The sequence below is a fragment of the Sediminispirochaeta smaragdinae DSM 11293 genome (assembly GCF_000143985.1).
GTDB classification, from domain to species: Bacteria; Spirochaetota; Spirochaetia; order DSM-16054; family Sediminispirochaetaceae; genus Sediminispirochaeta; species Sediminispirochaeta smaragdinae.
Window position 1 is genome coordinate 2,308,718 of the sequence record NC_014364.1, and the last position, 22,647, is coordinate 2,331,364.

At 49.0% G+C, this 22,647-nt stretch carries 16 protein-coding genes and 2 tRNA genes; 9 read left to right on the forward strand and 9 right to left on the reverse strand.

What is annotated here, in order from left to right:
* Nucleotides 1–56 precede the first annotated feature (56 nt).
* Nucleotides 57–2,399 (forward strand): endopeptidase La, encoded by a 2,343-nt coding sequence (lon, locus tag SPIRS_RS10835; protein WP_013254728.1) that lies wholly within the window; start codon nucleotides 57–59, stop codon nucleotides 2,397–2,399.
* Complete coding sequence (locus tag SPIRS_RS10840; protein ID WP_013254729.1) at nucleotides 2,396–3,622, forward strand: peptidase U32 family protein; 1,227 nt, start codon at nucleotides 2,396–2,398, stop codon at nucleotides 3,620–3,622. The genes lon and SPIRS_RS10840 overlap by 4 nt, the downstream gene beginning before the upstream one ends.
* A 73-nt stretch (nucleotides 3,623–3,695) precedes the next feature.
* On the opposite strand, the gene SPIRS_RS10845 is transcribed toward SPIRS_RS10840, so the two are convergent.
* Both SPIRS_RS10845 and SPIRS_RS10850 read right to left on the reverse strand, forming a co-directional pair.
* Nucleotides 3,696–5,213: a glycine hydroxymethyltransferase gene (locus tag SPIRS_RS10845; RefSeq protein WP_013254730.1), complete on the reverse strand. Its 1,518-nt coding sequence runs from the start codon at nucleotides 5,211–5,213 to the stop codon at nucleotides 3,696–3,698.
* A gap of 216 nt (nucleotides 5,214–5,429) precedes the next feature.
* Complete coding sequence (locus SPIRS_RS10850) at nucleotides 5,430–8,075, reverse strand: valine--tRNA ligase (RefSeq protein ID WP_013254731.1); 2,646 nt, start codon at nucleotides 8,073–8,075, stop codon at nucleotides 5,430–5,432.
* A gap of 107 nt (nucleotides 8,076–8,182) precedes the next feature.
* On the opposite strand from SPIRS_RS10850, the gene SPIRS_RS10855 reads away from it, so the two are divergent.
* Entirely contained in the window at nucleotides 8,183–8,932 is a 750-nt protein-coding gene (locus SPIRS_RS10855; protein ID WP_013254732.1) for a protein-L-isoaspartate O-methyltransferase family protein, read from the forward strand.
* 6 nt (nucleotides 8,933–8,938) lie between these two features.
* On the opposite strand, the gene SPIRS_RS10860 is transcribed toward SPIRS_RS10855, so the two are convergent.
* The 6 genes from SPIRS_RS10860 to SPIRS_RS10885 form a co-directional block, all read right to left on the reverse strand.
* Entirely contained in the window at nucleotides 8,939–10,174 is a 1,236-nt protein-coding gene (locus SPIRS_RS10860; RefSeq protein WP_013254733.1) for a Crp/Fnr family transcriptional regulator, read from the reverse strand.
* A 77-nt stretch (nucleotides 10,175–10,251) separates the two neighbouring features.
* On the reverse strand, nucleotides 10,252–11,913 hold the full coding sequence (locus SPIRS_RS10865) for a transglutaminase domain-containing protein (RefSeq protein ID WP_013254734.1): 1,662 nt from the start codon (nucleotides 11,911–11,913) through the stop codon (nucleotides 10,252–10,254).
* A complete protein-coding gene (locus SPIRS_RS10870; protein ID WP_041866049.1) occupies nucleotides 11,910–12,413 on the reverse strand; it encodes a hypothetical protein in 504 nt (167 codons plus the stop codon). Before SPIRS_RS10870 ends, SPIRS_RS10865 begins: the two co-directional genes overlap by 4 nt.
* Entirely contained in the window at nucleotides 12,413–13,006 is a 594-nt protein-coding gene (locus tag SPIRS_RS10875) for an anti-sigma factor family protein (RefSeq protein WP_013254736.1), read from the reverse strand. The genes SPIRS_RS10870 and SPIRS_RS10875 overlap by 1 nt, the downstream gene beginning before the upstream one ends.
* Nucleotides 12,996–13,523, reverse strand: a complete 528-nt coding sequence (locus SPIRS_RS10880; protein ID WP_013254737.1) for an RNA polymerase sigma factor — start codon at nucleotides 13,521–13,523, stop codon at nucleotides 12,996–12,998. The genes SPIRS_RS10875 and SPIRS_RS10880 overlap by 11 nt, the downstream gene beginning before the upstream one ends.
* 28 nt (nucleotides 13,524–13,551) lie before the next feature.
* A complete protein-coding gene (locus SPIRS_RS10885; protein ID WP_013254738.1) occupies nucleotides 13,552–14,976 on the reverse strand; it encodes a cysteine--tRNA ligase in 1,425 nt (474 codons plus the stop codon).
* A 56-nt stretch (nucleotides 14,977–15,032) separates the two neighbouring features.
* On the opposite strand from SPIRS_RS10885, the gene murB reads away from it, so the two are divergent.
* Both murB and mgtE read left to right on the forward strand, forming a co-directional pair.
* Nucleotides 15,033–15,992 carry a UDP-N-acetylmuramate dehydrogenase gene (murB, locus tag SPIRS_RS10890; protein WP_013254739.1) on the forward strand — a complete coding sequence of 320 codons (960 nt, stop codon included), beginning with the start codon at nucleotides 15,033–15,035 and terminating at the stop codon, nucleotides 15,990–15,992.
* Nucleotides 15,989–17,335 (forward strand): magnesium transporter, encoded by a 1,347-nt coding sequence (gene mgtE, locus SPIRS_RS10895; protein ID WP_013254740.1) that lies wholly within the window; start codon nucleotides 15,989–15,991, stop codon nucleotides 17,333–17,335. Before murB ends, mgtE begins: the two co-directional genes overlap by 4 nt.
* A 25-nt stretch (nucleotides 17,336–17,360) precedes the next feature.
* Here mgtE and SPIRS_RS10900 read toward each other — a convergent pair whose 3' ends face one another.
* Nucleotides 17,361–18,725, reverse strand: coding sequence for a hypothetical protein (locus SPIRS_RS10900; RefSeq protein ID WP_245537758.1), 1,365 nt, complete (start codon nucleotides 18,723–18,725; stop codon nucleotides 17,361–17,363).
* A gap of 116 nt (nucleotides 18,726–18,841) precedes the next feature.
* Here SPIRS_RS10900 and SPIRS_RS10905 point away from each other — a divergent pair, with 116 nt between their 5' ends.
* The 4 genes from SPIRS_RS10905 to SPIRS_RS10925 all read left to right on the forward strand — a co-directional run bounded on the left by SPIRS_RS10905 (nucleotide 18,842) and on the right by SPIRS_RS10925 (nucleotide 22,233).
* Nucleotides 18,842–20,182 carry an acetate kinase gene (locus SPIRS_RS10905; protein WP_013254742.1) on the forward strand — a complete coding sequence of 447 codons (1,341 nt, stop codon included), beginning with the start codon at nucleotides 18,842–18,844 and terminating at the stop codon, nucleotides 20,180–20,182.
* Between the two features lie 425 nt (nucleotides 20,183–20,607).
* Nucleotides 20,608–20,681 (forward strand) — tRNA-Asp (locus SPIRS_RS10915).
* 77 nt (nucleotides 20,682–20,758) lie between these two features.
* Nucleotides 20,759–20,831, forward strand: a tRNA-Pro gene (locus tag SPIRS_RS10920).
* 136 nt (nucleotides 20,832–20,967) lie between these two features.
* Nucleotides 20,968–22,233 (forward strand): tyrosine-type recombinase/integrase, encoded by a 1,266-nt coding sequence (locus SPIRS_RS10925; protein ID WP_013254743.1) that lies wholly within the window; start codon nucleotides 20,968–20,970, stop codon nucleotides 22,231–22,233.
* Nucleotides 22,234–22,647: the final 414 nt, after the last annotated feature.

The window sequence follows — 22,647 nt, forward strand, 5'->3', positions numbered from 1 at the left end:
TGTCTTAACCGGTAGTACACGAATGTAACGAGCAAGCAAGCTATAAGGGGGACAGCATGTCAGACAAGCAAATTATTCCCGCAGATCAGATACTTCCGAGCAGGCTTCATATCATTCCTCTCCAAGGCAAGCCTATTTTTCCCGGAATTTTTACTCCGCTGATGATTCAGGCGGTCGAAGAGATCCACGTTGTTGAAGAGGCTCTTAGTTCAGACAGTATGATCGGGTTGGTCTTGGTGCGTGATGAATCGGAAGAACGACAATTAATGGGAGACGATCTCTACCGAGTCGGTACCGTCGCAAAAATTGTAAAAAAAATCAATCTTCCCGACGGCGGTATCAATATCTTTATATCGACCTTAAAGCGATTTCGAATCAAGAAATTCCTTAACAACGAGACTCCTTTAAACGGTGCCGTCGATTATCTTGATGATGAAGACGATAGCGGGATTGAAGTAAAGGCCCTAACCCGTTCTCTTATCAGCGAGATGAAGCAGCTTTCGGAAAACAATCCCCTCTTTTCAGAGGAGATGCGCCTGAATATGGTCAATATCGACCATCCCGGAAAGATCGCGGATTTCATCACCAGTATTCTCAATATCGATCGGCAGGAACAGCAGAAGATCCTGGAAACCTTGAATGTACGTGAACGGATGGAACAGGTCCTTATGTTCATCAAGAAGGAACAGGAGTTGCTGCGTATCCAGAAGAGGATACAGAAGCAGATCAATGAAAAAATCGAGAAGAGTCAGCGGGAGTATTTTCTCAAAGAGGAACTGAAGGCTATCAAGCAGGAGCTGGGAATCCCTACCGACTCGAAAAGCAGCGAATATAACCGCTTCAAAGAGACAATAGATGCTCTCGATTTTGAGGGAGAGGTGAAGGAACAGGTAGAACAGGAGCTTGAAAAGTTCAGCATGATGGACCCCAACTCCAGTGAGTTTATTGTGACCAGAAACTACCTTGACACCATCGTTAACCTCCCCTGGAAACATGAGGTCGCTAAGGAGCTTGATCTCGATGAGGCAAAAAAGATCCTGGATCGGGATCATTACGGTCTTGAAGATGTAAAAAACAGGATTCTCGAGTTTCTTGCCGTCAGGAAACTGAAAAAGGACAGCAAGGGATCGATTATCTGCCTTGTCGGTGCCCCTGGTGTGGGCAAAACCTCGGTCGGGAAATCGATTGCCGATGCCCTTGGAAAGAAATTCTTCCGCTTTTCCGTCGGTGGTATGAGGGATGAGGCCGAAATAAAGGGGCATCGGAGGACCTATGTCGGCGCCATGCCTGGTAAAATCATTCAAGGATTGAAGATTGTGAAAACCGACAATCCCGTTTTTATGATCGACGAGATTGATAAGTTGGGAGCCAGTTATCAGGGAGACCCCTCTTCCGCCCTTCTTGAGGTGCTTGATCCGGAACAGAATGTAAATTTCAGGGATCACTATCTGGACCTGCCCTTCGATATCAGTAACATTTTTTTTATCGCAACGGCAAATTCTCTTGATACCATTCCACGGCCGCTTTTGGATCGTATGGAGGTCATCCATCTTTCCGGTTACATCAACGAAGAGAAGATGGCAATAGCAAAGCAGTACCTTATCCCCAAGAGCCTTGATCGTTCCGGCCTGAAAAAAAGCCAGATTCGTTACAGCAAGAGTACCTTGTCGGCGATTGCCGACCACTATGCCAGGGAAGCTGGAGTGCGTAATTTTGAGAAGGCCCTTGACCGCATTCATCGGAAGATCGCTAAGAAGGTTGTCCTGGAAGAGCATGCACTGCCGATTTCGGTAAAACCCGAAGACCTTGAAGAGTATTTGGGCCCTCCGATTTTCCGGGAGGACGAGGTAAAGAAGGTGACCCGGGCCGGCATGGCCATAGGACTTGCCTGGACCAATTTTGGTGGGGATACCCTTATCATCGAGGCTGTCAACAATCCCGGCAAAGAGGGCTTTCGCCTTACCGGGCAAATGGGAAATGTCATGCAGGAATCAGCAAATATTGCCTATACCCATGTTCGGCACGTTGCGGAGAACTATGGTGTCGATGCCTCTTTTTTTGAGAAGAACATCATCCATCTCCATATTCCCGAAGGTGCTACGCCGAAAGATGGGCCTTCTGCTGGCATCACCATGGCGATAACCCTTCTCAGCCTTGCCACCGGTAAGCAGATAAAAAAGAACCTTGCCATGACCGGAGAATTGAGCCTTGTCGGTAAGGTACTTCCCATCGGAGGTTTAAAGGAAAAGACCATTGCCGCCAGACGCAACAAGATTAAGCAGATTATCATTCCCAAGGCAAACGAACGGGATCTGAAAGAGATTCCCGATCATGTGAAAAAGGGAATAAGCTTTCACCCCGTGGAAACGATGGCAGAAGTGATCGAGTTGGCTCTGTGAGAAACAGCAAGAAACCGATAGAGCTTCTTGCCCCAGCAGGCAACATAGAAAAACTCCATTATGCCTATCGCTACGGGGCAGATGCGGTGTATGTCGGTCTGGACAAATTCTCGCTTCGGCAGAAGGCCGATAATTTTTCTGCCGAAGCGTTACAAAAAGCCGGTGAGATCAAAGGAGAGAGAAAACTTTACTGCGCCGTCAATGCCCTTTTTCACCAGAAAGAGATATCACGACTCGAAGAGAGCCTCGATGAGATCGGAAGCTTTCCTTTCGATGCTTTTATTGTCAGCGACCTTGGCGCGGCGCGGCTGCTCAGAAGCCGATTTCCCGAAACCCAGCTTCATCTTTCAACCCAAGCAAGCTGTTTGAATGCGGAGGCCGTAAAGACATACCAGGAGCTCGGTTTTTCCAGGATTATTCTGGGACGGGAGGTACGGCTCGAGGAGATTGCCGATATAAAAGCGGCGGTTCCCGAAATGGAACTGGAGTGCTTTGTCCACGGGGCCATGTGCCTGGCCTACTCCGGCAGGTGCTTTCTTTCTGCCTACCTTGCAGATCGAAGCGGCAACGAGGGCTCCTGTGCCCACTCCTGCAGGTGGAACTGGCGGGTCCTGGAGGAATCGCAACGGCCGGGGGAATATCTTCCAATCGTCGAAGATCCCGATGGAGGGTATACAACCATACTTAGTTCCAAGGACCTTTGTATGATCGATCATGTGGCAGAGCTTCGCGATGCGGGCATCGATAGCCTCAAGATCGAAGGAAGGATGAAGAGCCTTTACTATACTGCGGTGGTGACCAGAGCATATAGAAAGACCATAGACGCTTTGGAAAAGCCTGGTTCCGTAGATGCAGAAAGCCTTGCGGCCTTTCGCGATGAACTCTTTCGGGTGAGTCATAGGGAGTATTCTACCGGCTTTTTCTTTTCAAAGCAGGATATCGAAGCCCCGTGTATGGAAAGTTATCAGCGGGAATATCTCTTTCTGGGTACCGTCGGTGAGGAACTTGAATCCGGACGCTTTCTGTTTCATCCTAAAAACCATATTGAGGCAGGGACGGCAATCGAATTTGTCGGTCCTGAGATTCCTTTTTTAGAAGATGAGGCCTTTCGTCTTTATGATGATGATGGTAACGAGCTTGCTTTCGCAGATCATGGCAAGTCGTATCGGATATGTCCCTCGGTAGAGGTTAAGCCAGGCTATATTGTACGAAGGAAAATATAAGTGCAGTGCCCACCGACGGCGGGCACTGACTCTTGGATTGCGTTTATTCCAAAGCACCGGAAAGCCGGATGCATTAGGACAAAAACTCCGAAGCGAGAAAGGTCAGATCAATCTCCGGGTAAACGGGATAGCGCTCGAGGAGTGTATGCACCCTTTTCTTTGCCTTTTCCACAACCTCTTCTTCGATGCCGTATTTCGCCTTTGAAGGTTTGCCCGCGTTTTTACCACTTTCGATAATCTGTGGTCTGGCTGCAGAAAGCACATCTTTGATAATCGAGGCGATCTCTTGCATCTCGGGTTTCCCCATTCCAAGGGTTGTTACCGCCGGGGTTCCGATTCGAAGGCCGCTGGTATACCAAGGGCCGTTGGGATCGAAGGGAAGTGCATTACGATTCAGGGTGATTCCGCACTCCCTAAGCACACTTTCGGCCTGGCGCCCGTTGATGCCGAAACCGGTCACATCGAGGAGAAGCAGATGGTTGTCGGTCCCTCCGGTAGCGACAACCATTCCCTCCGCAATACAGGCTTCTGCAAGGGCCTTTGAATTCTCCACAATCTGTTTTGCGTAGTTCTGAAATTCAGGCCGATTGGCTTCGGTAAAGGCAACGGCCTTTGCGGCAATGACATGAGGCAGGGGACCACCGATTACAAGGGGACATCCCTTGTCCACGTTTTCCGCGTATTCCGCCTTTGAGAGAATCAAACCACCACGGGGACCCCGTAGGGTTTTATGGGTGGTGCTGGTAACCACATCGGCGAAAGCAACGGGGTTGTAATCTCCTGTCATCACCTTACCGGCAACAAGGCCTGCAAAGTGGGCCATATCAACCATGAGGACCGCCCCTACCTTATCGGCAATCTCACGCATACGGCGAAAATTGATCAGCCTCGGATAGGCGCTGTAGCCGGCCAGCAGAATCAACGGTTTTACCTTTTCCGCCATTTTCTCGATTTCATCGTAGTCGAGTAAGCCGGTTTCCCTATCGACACTGTAGCTGTAGGCATCAAACATCTGTGCGGAGACGTTGAAACGGTAACCGTGGGTAAGATGGCCGCCGGAATAGTAATCGAGACCAAGCAACCTTTGATTGCCAAGTTCGACTCTTATCCTATCCCAATCTTCCCGGGAAAGATGTGCAGGATTGGTCTCTCCCATATCTTCGAGAATCGGTGCCTGAATCTTTGTTGTCAGTATAGCCCAGTAAGCGATTAAGTTGGCGTCTGCGCCACTGTGTGGTTGGACATAGGCATGTTCGGCTCCGAAAAGTTTTTTTGCTTCTTCGACAGTGTAGCTTTCGATGGCATCCACATTGTCGCATCCTGCATAAAAACGATGGTATGCAAAGCCTTCGGCATATTTATCGGTCAAGAGGTTTCCCATTGCCAGCTGGGTGGATAGGCTTGAGTAATTTTCGCTGGCAATCAGCTTAAGATTACTCCGTTGATCGGCCAATTCCTGTACAATTGAGGCGGCGGTCTGGGGGGATACCTCCCCGACCTTTTCCAACGAAGCGACATATGCAAGAAATCCGGCGTCAATGGTTTCCGGATCACGGCCTTTGAGATATGCACTCAGTGCTTTGTTTCCCATCAGAAGCTCCTTGTAAAATTTGGATTTGCGCAATCTTTTGTCAATAAAACAATGTATATGTAAAAAAAAACAGCGAACAATTCGCTTTTCGTAAACAGTATATCGGAAAGAAATTTTCTGTTCAAGTCCCTTAGCCCGTACGATCTGCCAAAAGAAAAAATGATTATTATATGCGATTAAAAAAGCCGTCGGACAGGGACCGACGGCTTTTTTATGCTATCCACGCAGATCGTGAAGATAGCTTCTGATCTTTTTCGTACGATCGGAAAACTCCTGAAGCTTCATCCTTTCTTTTTCGACAACATCGACAGGCGCATTGGCAAGGAATTTTTCATTGGCAAGCTTCTTTTGGGTCGAAGATTCCAGACCTTCGAGCTTTGCAAGCTCTTTTTCAAGTTTACCCAACTCTTTTTCTACATCGATAGCACCGCGAAGATCGACAAACACCTCAAAACCAACCCCCGCAACAGGGATGGCTCCGCCGCTTTTGGGTCGAGCGTCGGAAAATACAAGCGCTCCTGCACCGGTCAGACGGCGAATCAATTCTTCATGCTGGGTAAAGAAATCGGTAGCGAAGAAATCTTTATCCGTGCGAACATGGACATCGACCTTTTTTTCAGGAGAAACGGTAAATTCGCTGCGAACGGTTCTGGTAAAACGAATAAGCTCTTGGAGGGCCGAAAAACAGCGCGCCGTCTTTTCATCCCTGCGCGATTCTCTCCAGACGGGATAGGCGGCGGTAATGACATCACCTTTTGTTCCCGGCAGCTTTTGGTAGATTTCCTCGGTGATAAAACTGAGAAAGGGATGCGCAAGACGCATCGACTCTTCCAGCACCTGCATGAGAAGCGTCACTGCCCGGTTCTTTTCATCATCGTCATCACTGTAAAGGCTGAGTTTACTGGCCTCTATATACCAGTCGCAAAAATCGCTCCAGAAAAATTCATATACAGCATTGGCAGCATCGTTAAACCGGTAACTCTCCATGGCCTTTGCCACGGCGGCTGAGGCCTCATTTAATCGGTGGAAAATCCAACGATCAAGAGGCTTTCGTTCAACACTTTCAGGATCTAAAAGTTCCCGTCCTTCCAGGTTCATCAGGAGAAAACGAGTAGCGTTCCATATTTTGTTTGCGAACTTCGATCCAAATTTAAAATCATCCTTGGCGAGAAGAATATCCTGCCCCTGAGCGGCAAGGAAGGCAAGCGTGAATTTCATGGCGTCGGCACCGAACTCATCGACGATCTCCAAGGGGTCCATGCCGTTACCAAGGCTCTTGGACATCTTTCGTCCCTGCTTATCCCTCACAAGGCCCGTTATGTAGATGTCGCGGAAAGGCACCTCACCGAGAAACTCAAGACTGGACATGATCATCCTTGCGACCCAGAAAAAGATGATGTCGTAGCCCGTTACAAGGCTACTGGTCGGAAAAAATCGTTTCAAATCCTCGCTTTTTTCCGGCCATCCGAGGGTCGAAAAAGGCCAAAGCCAGCTGGAAAACCAGGTATCCAGTACATCCGGATCCTGCCGAAGCGAAGAGGAACCACAGGCGCTACAGGTCGAAGGATCTTCACGGCAGACCATCATCTGGCCGCAGTCGTTACAATACCAAACGGGAATACGGTGCCCCCACCAAAGCTGGCGGCTTATACACCAGTCCCGAATGTTTTTCAGCCAACTTGTATAGGTGTTCTCCCATTTTTTCGGATAAAAGCGAACCTCATCCTTTTCCCACGCTGCCAGTGCCTTATCCGCGAGGCTCTTCATGCGTACGAACCACTGCTCGCTCATATAGGGTTCGATGACGGTATCGCAACGGTAGCAATGGCCGACCTGATGGAGGTGTTCCTTGTCTCCGATATAAACGCCCTCGGCCTTCAGTGCCTCGATAACCGCCTTTCTTGCGGTACTCACGTCCATACCGCGAAAAGGCTCGGGAACGGCGTCCGACAGGAGCCCGTCCGGTGTAAGAATGTTGATTTTTTCAAGGTTGTGGCGTCCTGCAATTTCCCAGTCGTTTGGATCATGGGCCGGTGTGATCTTTACCGCACCACTGCCGAACTCCCGATCGACATAGGCATCGGCAATAACGGGAATCTCACGGTTCGTAAGAGGAAGCTTCACCATTTTACCGACTACACTGCGGTAACGATCGTCTTCGGGATGAACAGCCACAGCGGTATCACCAAACATGGTTTCGGGACGGGTTGTTGCGATCTCCAGTTTACCGCTGCCATCGGCAAGGGGGTAATAGTAGCGGTAGAGCCTTCCCGCAACCTCTTTGTGATCGACCTCATCGTCAGAGAGAGCGGTTCCACAACTGGGGCACCAGTTTACGAGGTAGTTGCCTCGATAGATCAGTCCCCGCTCGTAGAGGCTAACGAACACCTCTCTGACAGCCTTGCTCAGCCCCTCATCCAGGGTAAAGCGTTCTCTGCTCCAATCGCAGGAAGCCCCAATTTTCTTGAGCTGGCGGATAATGACTGCATGGTGTTCCTCTTTTACCTTCCAGGTCTCCTCAAGAAACTTTTCCCGTCCCAGTTCTCTACGGCTGGTTCCCTTTGCACGCAGCCGTTTTTCCACAACATTTTGGGTGGCGATACCTGCATGATCGGTTCCCGGAAGCCAAAGGGTCGGTCTACCGGTCATGCGGTAGTAACGGATCAAAATATCCTGAAGTGAATTATTCAAACCGTGTCCCATATGGAGGACACCGGTAACATTTGGAGGAGGTATGACAATGACAAAGGGTTTTCCTTTTCCATCAGAAGGCTTAAACGCCCCTTCGTCCATCCAGTGTTGATAAATTCGTTCTTCAAACTCCTTTGGGTCATACGCCTTTGCAAGCTCAATAGCTTTCATCATACCTCTCCTTATCGGCGAACAGAATGCCAAAAATAGTAGCAGAATCACCGTCTATGGGCAACACGGTTTGCCACGGAGTCTGAGACTGATATATACTTGTCTTCATGAGTGATCTTCATCGGAAAAGCTTTTCCATATTTTTTTTCATTACGTTATCGGCGTTATCGGTAGTTTCATTGTTTGTCACAGGTGGACTGTGGGCTCAGCAGCAGACAGAAACGCATTCCCTTGTTGAATCCGTCAGGGAAAATCACTTTATCAGTGAAGCAATGGCTCGCGCCATTGCTGCGGTTCCAAGAGGTCGCTTTTTCCCCGAAACCCTTGCCGATTTTATCGATGAAGATCGTCCCCTTCCTGATTCAGATGCAGGGATTACTCCGGCCCCCTCTTTTGTTGCTGTGATTTTGGATCATTTGGAAATAGGCAAGGGAACGAGGCTGCTGATCATCGGAAGAGGAGGAGGATATACGGCCGCCGTTGCAGCGACGCTGGGTGCTGATGTGCTGTTGATCGAAGAAAGCAAAGGTGCGGCACGTTATCGTGCAATTCTGAATGAACTGGAACTTCCCGTTACCGTTATTGAGGGAAGTTGGAACGACGAAGCCGTACAAAACCGTCTTAACCGTGAAAAGGGAAAATTCGATGCCCTCTTTGTTCATGCCGGGGTCGATCAGATACCCGAACAGATGTCGTCTCTTCTTGCTCCAAGGGGGGCGGCAGCCTTTCCTTTTAACGATAATGACGGCATGCAGAATTGCATCATTTACAAAAAAGAGGAGGAGCCAAGCTTCTCTATCGAGCATGTGCCGCAAACCATTTTTGAGATGCTGGAAAATCCATGGTCGCTTTTATAAGCGGGCTTAGCGGTTGAGCACGCTCCCGCGCTTTCTTGCCCTGGCGATTTTTTCCATCTTACGATAGTACTTTGCCTGTTTTTCGATCTCTTCAATGTCGGTAATGTGAATCTTATTATCGATGATTTTCAGCCGCTGGTTGCTGAAAAGTTGTTTTACAACTTGATTCCCTTCTCCCTTACTGAGCCCGACCATGTTGACAAGTTCTTTGGGTCCAAAATCAAAGGTATATGCCTTGTTGCTGATCGGGACCCGAAGTTTTTCCAGCTGGATCGAAAGGGCGTCGTACATCCGCCCCATGGGATCGGAAATCTGGGTATTGGCAAGCTGTTTGTAGATAAACCAAATTCGTTCGGAAAGAAGTTGCGTCAGGCGGGTAATCAGCTGAGGCTGACTGGCAACCATACGTTTGAAGTTGGCCTTGTTAACGGCAAGAAGAACCGCCTCTTCGTGAGCGATGGCTGAAGCACTTCGGGGTTTATTTTCCAAAAGGCTCATCTCCCCGAAGATATCTCCCGGCTTCAAAAGGGCAAGCATTACCTCGTTATTGTTGACAATCTTGGTTATCTTTACGTTTCCCTTCTGAATAATATAGAGCTCTTTCCCTGGCTGCCCTTCAGAAAAAATCATCGTCTCTTTCGGATATGTACGGTTAAACTCGTCGGTGCTTCCGTCGAGGTATACGGCCTTTGCGTAGGGGTGAATTTTCGCCATTCGTTCCTTCGCAACCCGTATGTTTTCTCCGGTCGGACAATACTTTATGTATTGATGATAGGCATAATAGGCCTGATTGTAACTGCTTTGTTTTGCATAATACTCGGCAACCTCAAAAAGGTGTTTTTCGTTAACCAGGCCGCTGTTCCCTTTAAGCGTAAGGCGTGCAAGAGCTTCGTCGAGATAGCGCATCTTTTTGCTGAATTGCTGGATGATTTTCATCGCCACCGGAGTATTACGCTCAATGAGAAGGCCATACTGATCGCGATGTACCTGAATGAGCATAACATCGCTTAAAGCACGTGCCGTCTCTATATGGCTATGGCTGGACATTGTCGAAACAACGCCGAAGAAATCTCCTGGATGAAGAAGATTCCCCCCTTCCTCTTCGACAACTTCGATTTCTTTACTGATCCGAACGGTTCCGGACCTGATGATATAAAAATAGTCGGCCTTTTGTTTGCCTTCGACGATGATATAAGAGTCTTTCTTAAAATTAACCAACGAAAGCTGTAACGGATTATTCATACACTTCCCGGTTTATCTGGTTAGGGTCAAGTATAGGATTGCGAACGTTCATTTGTCAATGATGGGAGCACCTTTCGCTACCACCACCCCACTACTTCCATATCTTTCCACACTGCACGGTAACTTTCAATACTCCGGCTGTACTCTTCATGTATCGATTGGAGAGAATAGTTGCGTTCATAGCGAACGACCCGCGCCTGAGGATCTGCGGGACGTAGTTCGATGATTCCCCTCGAAAGATCGATATGCTGATTATCCAGGTTCCCGAAGTAATAGTCACGAGGATTATCTATCAAGACGACCTCTCCGCTCTGCATACCATCCCCAAGAGCGGGATCGACAGGAACCCAGCCAAACTTCTCAAGGTAGAATTCGGCCCAATAATGGCGACGGCTCTTTTTGTCCCCATAAACAATAAAACCTGCGACAGGTCTTGCTGGGATCCCGGCGGCACGACAAAGGGTCACATAGGCCATGGCGTAGTCATAGGAATCGCCTCTCCCCTGTTCAACTGCATCGCGTACATTTTTGGCGGGGGCACGAGAGTACGTAAGCTTTTCCAGAAGATAGTCATAAAGGGCCCGGGCCGCTGCCCAGGGCGAAGCCGCCCTTCTCGCCTGTCTGGATGCCGCTGCGGTAAAAAACTCATCGTCTGCGGGTATTATGACATTCGAAGCGGTGTACCGGCGAAACAGCGAACTTTCTCTATCGTATGTTGCGACCGATCGCTCGTGTATATCGGTTTCGATGCTGTAGCGGTCGAACCAATAGGTCTGTTCAAGTCGATACGTAGTCCAGGGGTCAAAATCGGAGAGGTGATAGCGCATCACCCCTCGATAGTCCCTCCACAACGGTTCCGGTTCATGGATCCCTTCGATTCCCCGTTGGGCACAGGATTTACTGATGGCGGGCACCCATATCTCCATGGAAGCCTGACCAGATGATCTGACCTGGCTGATTTCAACCCCGTAAGCGACCTGATATCCCTTCATCCTGGGATATCGCTTTGTTCCTACGGGATTAGTTACCTCAAAGTAAATGCTGTTGCTCTCCCCTCGGTCTGTTGTTACCACAACCCCTCCGGGGGATGCCCCATCTGGTACCCTGACCCGGAGTTCCTGATCATTCCAGGAAAGATAATCAAAATCGATGGAAGAGCAGGCAATAGTGGTATCGGTACGTTCCTCTTCCCGCTTCTCATTCTCGGCACCGCTAAAAAACTGAAAAAGGACCTCTCCTTCCTGCCTCTCAAAACCGAAATTCATGCCGCGGATGGTAATTTCTGTTCCCACCGGTCCGGTTTCCGGTGAAATGGAATCGATATAGGGAACTCCAGGTTCTACCGGCCCCTCAAGGACAAGAGGAATATGGCTCTTGTTGGTAAAAAGCAAACCATTACTAGCGCCCTTATCATTCTTTACAAAAACTCGTCCCGAACCTACATCTTCCGGAATAATCAGAATGATCTGATTCTCACTCCAGCTTTTGTAGGCAGAACGAGTGGGACGTATTCCCGCAATGATCACCTCGCTGTCCCGGTCGAAGTTCCCGAAATGGGATCCTGAAATGGTCAGCAGGGCCCCAGGAAGAGCTGCAGCAGGTTCGATGCTCTCTATTGCCGGTTTTACGGAGCTATGTAGATAGACCTGAAGAAAAAGGGCTATCAGAGCCAGCAAAAATACAACGGGAAGCAATGCAGAATGAAAAATCAAGTGGTGTGCGCTTTTTTTGAAGTTCATGGTGTATAAGGTACTACGCTAATCTCCAATTGTATGGTGTATATATTCTGTTTTTGATCCATGGCCCTGCCCAACGGGAAAAAAATAACCGGTTCTCCGGGTCTTACGGGCAGGCTCTTCATTGTGCTGTAATATCTTACCCCGGATGATGCCTCTGACTGGGCCCAAACCTCTCCCTTTGCCACGAGCAAAATGGTCCTGTCCTCGTTCATGTAAGGGATAATATCGGCAAAGATAATAACATTTTCCCCGGTCAGTTTCACCTGTACCGCCCGACCGCTGATGGTAACCTTTTTACTTTCGGTATGCCACACATTCTTGTTGTTTGGTTCGCTCACGCTGGCGGCAATATAAACGGAAAGGGCATTTTCCTGGAGGTAATGAAGCAACTCCCCCGGCCCCTCAGGACCGGGAGCCTGATTTTCCTGTGCAAAACCTGGTACAAGGAACGATAGCATCGACAGAATGACAAGGTTCAGAGTCGTTACCCTGGCAACCATCACCTTGATTCGCCCCCTCTATAATCAGCAGCCCTCAGCAACTGAGGTTCTCCATGAACGGTAAAATTCGATTTCCGAGGAAGTTCTATCCTGACTTCAATAGACCCACCGCTGTTTTCAAGCAAATCGAAGATCTGCTGTACATTTGGGTTTTCAGACATGGAAGACGCAGACGATGATGTCAATGTTTCAAGTCCCTGAGAATAGCCCTTTTCATCGGCAATTGGCATGCCCACTTCTCCGGTCCCGGAGGGCGTAATCCCCCGAATAAAAATAAAGCCCGAAAGAAAAACCAGACAAAGCAGGGCCGCCATAGCCATCGGAGCGGGAATAGAAAAGCGCCTGTTCCAGAATCCCCGCTCGGAACCGGGCAACAGGAGGTGATCCAAACGAGCGGCAACCCTCCTCTCTATCCTATCGATTACCTCGGGGCGAGGCTCGGCGGCAGAAAGATCGGCCGAAAGCTTTTGAAGGCGAGAAACTCGTAAACGGCACTGCTCACACTGTGCTATATGAGCCTCGACCTTCTCTTTCCAATGGGCGTCAAGCTCACCATCAACATAAGAAGATAGAATCTGATCATCAACGCACATCAACATCTTCCCCCTGAATCAGTGTCTCCAGCTGCAAACGGGCACGATGTACCCGAACCTTTACATTTCCTTCACTTATCCGCAGGACCCTTCCGATTTCCTGGTAATTCAGACCCGCATACTCCTTCAAAATCAACACTGACCGGTATTTTTCCGGCAGCTGTTCCAGTGCTTCTTGTACGATTCGTACCGTTTCCTTTTCAATGAGCAGATCCTCGCCTGAAGCCTCTATCCTCTCCGGTTCTTGTTTGATTTTATCCATGGCCCGATACTCGGTAACCTTTCGCTTCCGATAATTGAAGGAAAGATTCTTCACCACCCGGATCAGCCAATATAGAGCCTGATCTTCAGAGGGAAACGAGAAAGGTCTGTTATAAAATCGAATAAATGCTTCCTGACAAATATCCTCCGCCGCATCCATATCGAGCGTGATATGATACGCAACTTTCAGCAGGGTCGAAAAAGACTTCGTATAGAATTTTCTGAACGAATCCCCGCCCTTCTCCGGTACGCTCATAGGTTAAACAACTCTGCCGGCCCTGCCGTTACAGCGTTCGGCTCCATTTTGTGCCATTTGGGGTATCTTTTATGCTGATTCCCCTCGCCGAAAGCTTATCACGGATTTCATCGGCGAGGTGAAAATCTTTCCGGCTGCGCGCTGCGTTTCGCTGCTCGATAAGCTCTTCTATTTCTCGGTCTTCCGAGCTGTCGGTAGCGTGCTGCGGAAGGGCAAGAAGATTCAGGCCGAGGACCCGATCCATGGCCGACACAACGGAGAGCTTCTCTCCCGGTTGAAGTTCGGACTTAAGGAGCTGCCATAATTCGGCAAGGGCCTTAGGCATATTCATATCCTGCCCAACGGCCGCCTCAAAGCGTTCGAGGAACTTCGATCCGGCAGCAGAAGGTGGCAGTGCGATTGCCTCCTTCCAGCAATCGCCAAGCTCCTCTCTTAATACGGCGATTCTTGAAACAAGGCGCTCTCGTGCACTTTTTGCAGCATCGAGGCTCTCAAAGGAGAATTGCAATTGGCTTCGATAATGGCCCCCAAGGCAAAAATAGCGGTAATCAAGGGGATGATAGCCCTTATCGACCAGGGATTGCAGGGTAAGAAAGTTCCCGGCGGACTTTGCCATCTTTCCCTTGTTCATAAGGAGAAATTCACCATGGACCCAGTATTGCACCCATTGCTTGCCTGTTGCGGCCTCTGCCTGGGCAATTTCATTTGTGTGATGAACGGGTATATGGTCGACACCTCCGCAATGGATGTCGAACTGTTCTCCAAGATAACGGATACTCATTGCGCTGCATTCGATGTGCCAGCCTGGATAGCCTTTTCCCCAGGGACTGTCCCACAACATTGCATGGTTTTCAAATTTGGAATTGGTGAACCATAAGACAAAATCATGAGGATTTCGTTTATTGGAATCGACCTCAATCCGTGCGCCGGCCTGTAAGTCCTGCCGGTCGAGAAGTGCCAAACGGCCGTAATCGGGAAATGTGTCGATGCTGAAGTAGACATTGCCTCCGGCCTGATAGGTGTGGCCCCCCTCTTCAAGTCGTTTGATAAGGGCGATCATATCATCAATATGTTCGGTGGCCCGGGGCGCAACCGTCGGCCTGATAATATTGAGCCGATCGGTGTCGCGAAAAAAGGCATCGGTATAATACTTTGCGATTTCCCAGACGCTTTTCCCGCTTTCACGGGAACTCTTTTCCATCTTATCTTCGCCCTCATCGGCGTCGTCGGTAAGATGGCCCACATCGGTGATGTTCATAACATGTTCGACCTTAAAGCCTGCATATTCGAACACACGGCGGAGAACATCCTCAAATACATAGGTGCGTAGATTCCCGATATGCGCAAAGTTATACACCGTGGGGCCACAGGTATACATCTTTACAAGCCCATCTTCGATCGGTTTGAATTCCTGAACCTCTCTTCCCATGGTGTTGTAAAGTAAGATCTTCACCCTTGATTCCCCCTTCCCAGTAGCGTAAAACCCGCATTCCGAGATATGATGTCTACGTGAAAACTAATGTACGGAATATCCTGAAAAAGATCAACAACAGCAGCTTTCACGGCATAGCCTCTCTTGACGAGAAGATGTCGAAACATACTACCTTCAAGGTTGGAGGGGCCGCAGATCTTTATCTCAAACCGACGGATGAGTCATCACTCCTCCAGGTCGCAACGGTATTGCGGGAACAGAACCTTGCAAGCAGCCATGAGCTTCCCCTTTTTTTTCTTGGCGGCGGGGCGAATATTGTAGTATCGGATAAAGGGATCCGGGGGGTCGTTATCGACCTCACCGAACTGAGAGAATATAGGGTTGATGCCGGCAGCATATACACGGGAAGCGGTATGCCGGTGGATCTTTTTGTGGAAAAGGCTGCGGAAGCGGGACTTTCCGGTGCGGAATTCCTTGCCGGTATGCCGGGAAGTGTGGGAGGGGCGGTCTGGATGAATGCGCGATGCTATGGTTCCTCTATTTCCGATATTCTCTGCTCTGTCCGGTACCTCGACCTTTCTTCCACTCCGACGATCTGCGAATATCAGATCGAACAGGAGGATTTCGGCTATAAACGAAGCCCTTTTCAGAAAAAGAGTGATTACATTATTCTTTCTGCACGTTTCAAACTCCACCCGGAGAACGATCTTACGATTTATCGCAGAATGGAGGAATACCGGGCAGATCGCAGGCAAAAGGGGCATTACCGGTTTCCGTCTGCCGGTTCGGTATTTAAAAACGATCATGCCTTTGGGGCGCCTACAGGGCGGCTTTTGGACACATTAGGTCTTCGGGGGAAAAAAGTCGGAGATGCGGCGGTCTCCGATTTTCATGCGAATATTATTGTCAACCTCGGAGCCGCAACCGCTACGGATATCTATACCTTGACCGAAATGTGCCGCGCCACGGCTAAAAGCGAACTTGGTATTGATCTCGAACCGGAAATCCGTTTTGTCGGAGATTGGAGTGACACATGACAGATCCCATTGCATACTACCGGGAATATCGCCCCATGATGGACAACCAGCAGGTAAAGGAGCTCTTTAGCGATTTCTCCTTCGACCAGCTTTTGGATGTTTGGAGATCCCTCTCCGATGATGAGGCAACGGATATTTTTCTCCATCTATCTCCCGAGGTGAAACTCGATCTTATCACGGAACTGGAGATTGAAGATCAGGAAAAAATCATCGGCAAGCTTTCCGCTCAGGGAAAACGTAGTCTTTTCCAAGCAATGGAGCCGGACGACCTTGTCGATATTGTTCAGTCGGTAAGCAAGGAAGTGCGCAGAACCGTTTGGGAGAACCTTGATGACGAGTCCAAGAGGGAGACTCTCTTTCTGCTGCGGTTCGATGAGGACGATGCAGCCGGTTTGATGACACCCAGGTATCTGGCCGTACGATCCGACATCAATGTAGGGCATGCCTTGGCCTTTATTCGGGCAAACAGCGCCAAGGTCGAACTCCTTTCGGATATCTATGTTCTTGATGAACTACAGCGCCTTGATGGTGTTGTATCGGTAAAGGATATTCTTTCGGCCTCAGACGAAACCAAGGTTTCGGAAATCATGAATCAGCGAGTCATCTCGGTCCTCGACTCCACGGACCAGGAGGAGGTCGCCCGTACACTGGAGACCCATGATCTTGTTTCAATCCCCGTTGTCGACCAGGAAAACATCCTTCTCGGTGTCATTACATTCGATGACGTGATGGATGTCATCAGGGAAGAGCAGACCGAGGATGTTTACCGAATGGGAGCCATGTCAGGTGAGGCCGATGCCTACATGAACAGCAGCATATGGCGTCTGGTGAAAAAACGTGTGCCATGGTTGATCATCCTGCTCCTTCTCGGAACCGTAACAACCAACGTTCTTCATCATTATGAATCGATCATCCTTGGTGCAGCCTTTCTCTTTATGTATATGCCGGTCATTACCCAGACAGGAGGTAATTCGGGGAGTCAAAGTTCGACACTGATGATTCGAGGTTTGGCTACCGGCGAAATCGTATTTAGAGATATCGGAAAGATTCTTTTCAGGGAACTTCTTGTCGGCCTCTTTATGGGCGGCATTACCGGCTTGGTTATCCTGCTGCGAAGCTATTTTCTTCCCCCCGGGATCGATATTTATGCAGCCTTCGTCGTCGGCATTTCCCTCGCGTTGGTGGTCTTTATCTCGAATTTGATTGGAACCCTTGCCCCCTTGCTGATCCACCGCATGGGCTTTGACCCGACGGTGATGTCGGCACCCTTAATGGCGACACTCATTGATGTGGCCGGTATCACCATCTATTTCGAAACGGCTAGAAGACTTCTGAGCCTGTAAGAAAAACGTAATCGGAACGTAAATTTTATAGACTGTAGCGCCATTCGAGTCTCCATGACTTTTTCTCGCCGTCGTCGAATCTGAACGAGACCGTGCCTCCCGCAAGCGGTAGCATGATGGTAAAGCGCCAAAGAAGGGCATCGAAACCATCGATGCTCGAATAATGCTGCCGCAATTGTGTGGAAAGTGAGACATCATTCCGGGATACTTCCATTTCAAACATAGCCCGCCCTTCTTCGCTTTTTGCTATGCGTTGCTCTTTTGTTTCCCGTATCCAGGTGGCGGAAAGTTCACTACCATATGAAAACGTAAAGCGGTGCAATGCGATCTCTTCGCCGTCCATGGAAGTTTTAAGTTCGGTATTCTGTTTCCATGCGCCAAAGGAATCGATACTGACGTTTTCGCTAAGGGAGCAGGAAGCTTTGATGGCCTCCCATTGCTTTTTGAGCCCTACCTCACGTTCTATCTTCATGGGAACGACTTCTCCTCCCTGGCAAGGAGAACGGGCCTGTTCACGACGGAATCGACCTTCGAGGCAAAGTATTCGTTCCTTACCAAGCGTTGCATCCATTGCAAAAACCGAAAATGCAGGTAGTAGATCTCCTTTTGCATCGATAAACCGGGAGGATCTGTAGCCGAAGAAAGAGGAACAACTCCATGCCTTTGCCCGTATCCTGCTTCGTCCCCTTCCGTACCAACCTCTTTCGGATGTTGGTGTAGAAGCGTTCCACAGTTCCATTCCCAATTCGATTGAGGTGGATGATGAGCCGGAGCCTTGCCAACAGCTTACCATCTCTGTTCCGGCTATCTGCCAAAAGCTTCCGGGAAACGGTACGGGCTCAACAAACCAAGCGGCTTCTCCCAAAGCAGATTCGGATGCTAAGGAGCGAAGCAGGAAACACTGCGGATGGAATAAGATGTACGCATTACCGGGAGCGTTTACTTTGATTCGTTGCTCCAAACCAAGGGTAATACGCTTTTCATCGTTAAAATAGAGAAGCGAAAGGGCTTGGAACGGGAAAAGGGTCGCCCCATAATGGCCTCCAAGGGAGAGGGAGCTGTCTTGGATCAATGAATATGGTTCGGAAAAGTGATCGGAATCCGCTCCCTGAGCCAAGGGGCTACGAAGCAGCGACAGGGTACCAGCCGGTTTCATTCTGCCGATAAAAAGCAGGGGGCTTACGAACCACCAGTCAAAATTTATGTCACTTTGCATACCCTCTGATTTTGACAATAGAACTCCTCCCCTCATCACGCTTGATGAGAAGGAGTTTCGAACGAGAACCTCCTTATCGTTAAGACGTACCACCTGCGATGTCTCTCCCATCAGCGGCAGCCCCGACATCGCAGCGAAAAGCAAGAGGCTGATACAAGATACTCTCGTTTCCACACATACTATTACAAGAAAACTGACCTGAGTAATTTTGCCAATTATTGCAATTTTCTTTTTTACATGTGAAAATAATAACGACAAATCAATTCTTGTAACAAGCACTGGAGGAAAGTGTGGTTATTCTAACACTCAACTGCGGGAGTTCGTCCGCAAAGTATCAGGTCTATGATTGGGAAAATAAAGAGGTTCTAGGTGTTGGTTTAGTAGAGCGAATCGGACAGGATATGTCGAATCTGGAACATAAAGTCCAGGGGAAAGAGGAGTATACAGCCGAAAAACATTGCTCAAACCATAAGGAAGCCATCGAATGGGTTATCAGCATTATCCTCGATAAGGAAAAGGGATGCGTATCTGATGTCAAGGACATTAAGGCAGTCGGACACAGGGTCCTCCATGGGGGCGAACTAATCAAAAAGTCCGTCATCGTGGATGAGGCAGCCCTTAAGCAGTTTGAGACACTCATTCCTCTGGGCCCCTTGCATAACCCGGCAAATATTCAGGGAATCAGAGCCGCCATGCAGGTTTTGCCTTCTGTTCCCCATTGTGCCGTCATGGATACAGCCTGGCATCAAACCATGCCGTCGAAGGCATTCATGTATGCGCTGCCCTATGAATGGTACAAGAAGTACAATGTGCGACGTTACGGCTTTCACGGAACCTCATATGTCTATACATCGAAACGGGCCGCCATACTTCTCGGCAAAAAGCCGTCGGAAACCAATCTTGTCATCGCCCACATTGGAAATGGTGCCTCCATGTGTGCCGTAAAAGAGGGCTGTTGTTATGACACCAGCATGGGCTTGACCCCTCTTGAGGGCCTGGTTATGGGGACTCGCTGCGGAGACATCGATCCTGCAATTCTGCCGTATATGATGGAGCAGGCACATATCTCTCCCAAAGAGATGGATACCATTATCAACAAAAAAAGCGGCGTTCTCGGTGTAACAGAGAAATTCATCGACCGCCGTGATGTCTATGCCGGCCATCTGAAAGGGGACAAACGCTGTACCTTGGCGCTGGAGATGGAAACCTACCGTATGAAGAAGTATATCGGTTCGTACATAGCCGCCCTTGGTAAGATCGACGCACTGGTTTTCACTGCCGGTGTCGGGGAGATGAACCCTCTTTACAGGGCCATGGCTGTGGAAGGTCTTGAGGGGCTCGGCATCAAGCTTGATCCTGAAAAAAACAAGGCAAGTGTCACTCGAAATGCAGAAACCTGCATAAGCGCTGAGGATTCTTCTGTTAAGATTTTCGTCATTCCTACCGATGAAGAGCTGGTTATGACCGAAGATACCTATGCGCTGATGAACGGCAGCTACGATGTCCATACCAATTATCACTACTCCTTTGAAGAGCCTTCTTATGAAAACAAGGACAGGGCCCGACGCTTCAAACAGGATGTCCTGAAGCATCCGGAACTTGAAGCCATTAAGGCGATTCCGCAAGGCTGAATCATCATCCCCGGCTATGGATGCACGTCTCGGCCGGGGAATTTTTTGTTGCCACGTTATTGGGTAAAAGGTGTTATATGCGAAAACGTATTTTGTTCATTGCTAATATGATTGGCATCATCATGCTCGTGTCGTATATTTTGATCATTCCCCGGGCACTGTCATATATAGTCTCTGCTGTTGCTGGAATTTCGACAGAATACGCAGGTTCTTCTGCTATTGGAATCATTGGTGGTGCGGATGGCCCAACTGCTATTTTTTTGACAAGCCGATCAGGTATAAGCCCAATGGTATGGTTTATTGCTCCACCGGTACTTATCATGCTGCTTTTGATCTGCAACAGTATATACATAGCAAGACGACATCGATGACTCCTTCCTGTTGACACAATGATCGCATTTGAGTATAGTTGCCCCACTTGTTTAGGGGGCGTGGCGAAGTTGGTTATCGCGCCGGCCTGTCAAGCCGGAGATCGCGGGTTCAATCCCCGTCGCTCCCGTAAAGATTGTTTTTCCACGTAGCCGGCTTTTCTTATTCGTGGACATCAGTGCTGCGTGAAAAACAATTACCGGAATACGGGCTGTAGCGCAGGGGCTAGCGCGCTTGGTTCGGGACCAAGAAGTCGGCGGTTCAAATCCGCCCAGCCCGATTGCCTAACTTGTTATCATGTAATGAGTTAGGCGTTTTTATTGGTAGCTAAGAAATGCCTGTTTTTAGCCAAACGTTAATAAAACGTCATTAAACGTTAATACCAGCGTTTTGACGTGAATCACGGGAGGCTTTTCATGGCAACTGATTTCTACCATCTTTTCAAGCGAAAATATCAAAACAAAGCAGGCAGAGAGTACTTCTACTGGTGGTATTGGTGGTACGACCCCGATACCGGCCGACAGCTCCAGAAGCCCGCAGGACGGGCCGAATCCGTCAGGAAACATGCTCAGGAATATATCAACAATCTCCCTATCCCAAGCGGTAAAGCGGATACCGTTCGCGCCGTTGCAGAGGGTATGTTTGAGGCGGGCTCCCCTTACCTACTCCGACGTGAAGCCAAGGGTTCGGGGATGAAAGAAGGTACCCTCAGAGCTTACTCAGGCTTCGTCAGGAACCACATTGTCAAAGACTGGGGAAATACACCACTTAACCAGATAGAAGGCGCTGACATCGAAGATTGGCTCATGGAGAAGCCTTTTTCAAACTCCACACGGAACAGCATCATCGATTGTTGGAACCTCATCTTCCGGGAGGCAAAGAGGTCTAATCAGGTCCGCCGGATTCCCACAATAGAGCGCTTTGCCCGGAATTCAAGGCGGTATGACACCTTCCGGGATGATGAGCTGTTCGCCCTATTCCCTGAGAAGCGCGAAGACCTTATAGCTCTGTACAGTGATCCTGAGAACGACTATTACGAAGAGATTGAGTACTACGGGCTCATGTTTGCCGTGATGCTGCTTACGACGGTTTCCGGGGGCCTGCGATCCGGGGAGATACGGGCGCTCTGTAGGGACCAGGTATTCATCAATCAGTCGGGTATCGTGGTTAGTAAGGCTCTGGACAGCAACAACAAGGTAACGCTTCCGAAGAAAGGGAAAGATGATAATCCGAAATGGCGGGCTGTACTGTTGCCGGAAAGAGCGATCCAGGCCCTCTCATGGTGGCTTGAAGTGGCCCCACCCTCCGGGATGCTGTTCAAGTACGCTGATAAGCCGGTTGACCGCAATCTGCTGCTTGATAGGCTCAAGCTGGGCATGGAGCGTGTAGGGCTCAAGCTGGGCATGGAGCGTGTAGGGCTCAAGCTGGGCATGGAGCGTGTAGGGCTCAAGCTGGGCATGGAGCGTGTAGGGATCAAGCCGGAGGGGCGGAAGCTGAAGGTCCATTCTCTCAGGTACACGTACAACACGAGAATGGAGACTTTACTATCAGAGGAGCGGTTATTGCAGTTCATGGGGCATGAATCGAGGCAGATGACGCTCCACTACTCCCGGCCGTATTGGCAGGAGAGGCTTGTTGCGTATGGAGGTGACAAGGAGAAAGTCGAGCAGTTCTGGAAGTGAGAGATTTTAACGATAGAATCGCTTTAAGCAATTTACTTTAGTCTTTTGAAAGCCGAATCGCTCATTTGCTTTTCCATCTTTCTATTACAATTGGGACATAGATACTGTTTTTTCCCATCTATCTTCCATACATAATACTTTCTTTTAAATGGAGTTGAACAAATAGCACAACGCCTCGGCTTTCGGAAGACAATAGCCAAAATAATTACAATGACAATTATTACATATTCCATATAATAATGTTAATCCGGTTTTTAAGTTCTGTAAATAATTTAGTGTATAAAAATAATTGGTAAGTGTTAAGCAACTCTAATCTATTGAGAAGATATTTACCAAATTTTTATATTTTTAAATATTGCTACTCCTACAGGAGGTGTAATTGAGATATTTGGAGTACAGTATTTATAGACCGTA

What these genes read in the sequence shown, in the direction of transcription:
- lon (WP_013254728.1), top strand. Translation starts at nt 57, where the DNA reads ATGTCAGACAAGCAAATTATTCCCGCAGATCAGATACTTCCGAGCAGG.
- SPIRS_RS10845 (WP_013254730.1), bottom strand. Translation starts at nt 5,213, where the DNA reads ATGGGAAACAAAGCACTGAGTGCATATCTCAAAGGCCGTGATCCGGAA.
- SPIRS_RS10850 (WP_013254731.1), bottom strand. Translation starts at nt 8,075, where the DNA reads ATGAAAGCTATTGAGCTTGCAAAGGCGTATGACCCAAAGGAGTTTGAA.
- SPIRS_RS10855 (WP_013254732.1), top strand. Translation starts at nt 8,183, where the DNA reads ATGAGTGATCTTCATCGGAAAAGCTTTTCCATATTTTTTTTCATTACG.
- SPIRS_RS10860 (WP_013254733.1), bottom strand. Translation starts at nt 10,174, where the DNA reads ATGAATAATCCGTTACAGCTTTCGTTGGTTAATTTTAAGAAAGACTCT.
- SPIRS_RS10865 (WP_013254734.1), bottom strand. Translation starts at nt 11,913, where the DNA reads ATGAACTTCAAAAAAAGCGCACACCACTTGATTTTTCATTCTGCATTG.
- SPIRS_RS10870 (WP_041866049.1), bottom strand. Translation starts at nt 12,413, where the DNA reads ATGGTTGCCAGGGTAACGACTCTGAACCTTGTCATTCTGTCGATGCTA.
- SPIRS_RS10875 (WP_013254736.1), bottom strand. Translation starts at nt 13,006, where the DNA reads ATGTGCGTTGATGATCAGATTCTATCTTCTTATGTTGATGGTGAGCTT.
- SPIRS_RS10880 (WP_013254737.1), bottom strand. Translation starts at nt 13,523, where the DNA reads ATGAGCGTACCGGAGAAGGGCGGGGATTCGTTCAGAAAATTCTATACG.
- mgtE (WP_013254740.1), top strand. Translation starts at nt 15,989, where the DNA reads ATGACAGATCCCATTGCATACTACCGGGAATATCGCCCCATGATGGAC.
- SPIRS_RS10925 (WP_013254743.1), top strand. Translation starts at nt 20,968, where the DNA reads ATGGCAACTGATTTCTACCATCTTTTCAAGCGAAAATATCAAAACAAA.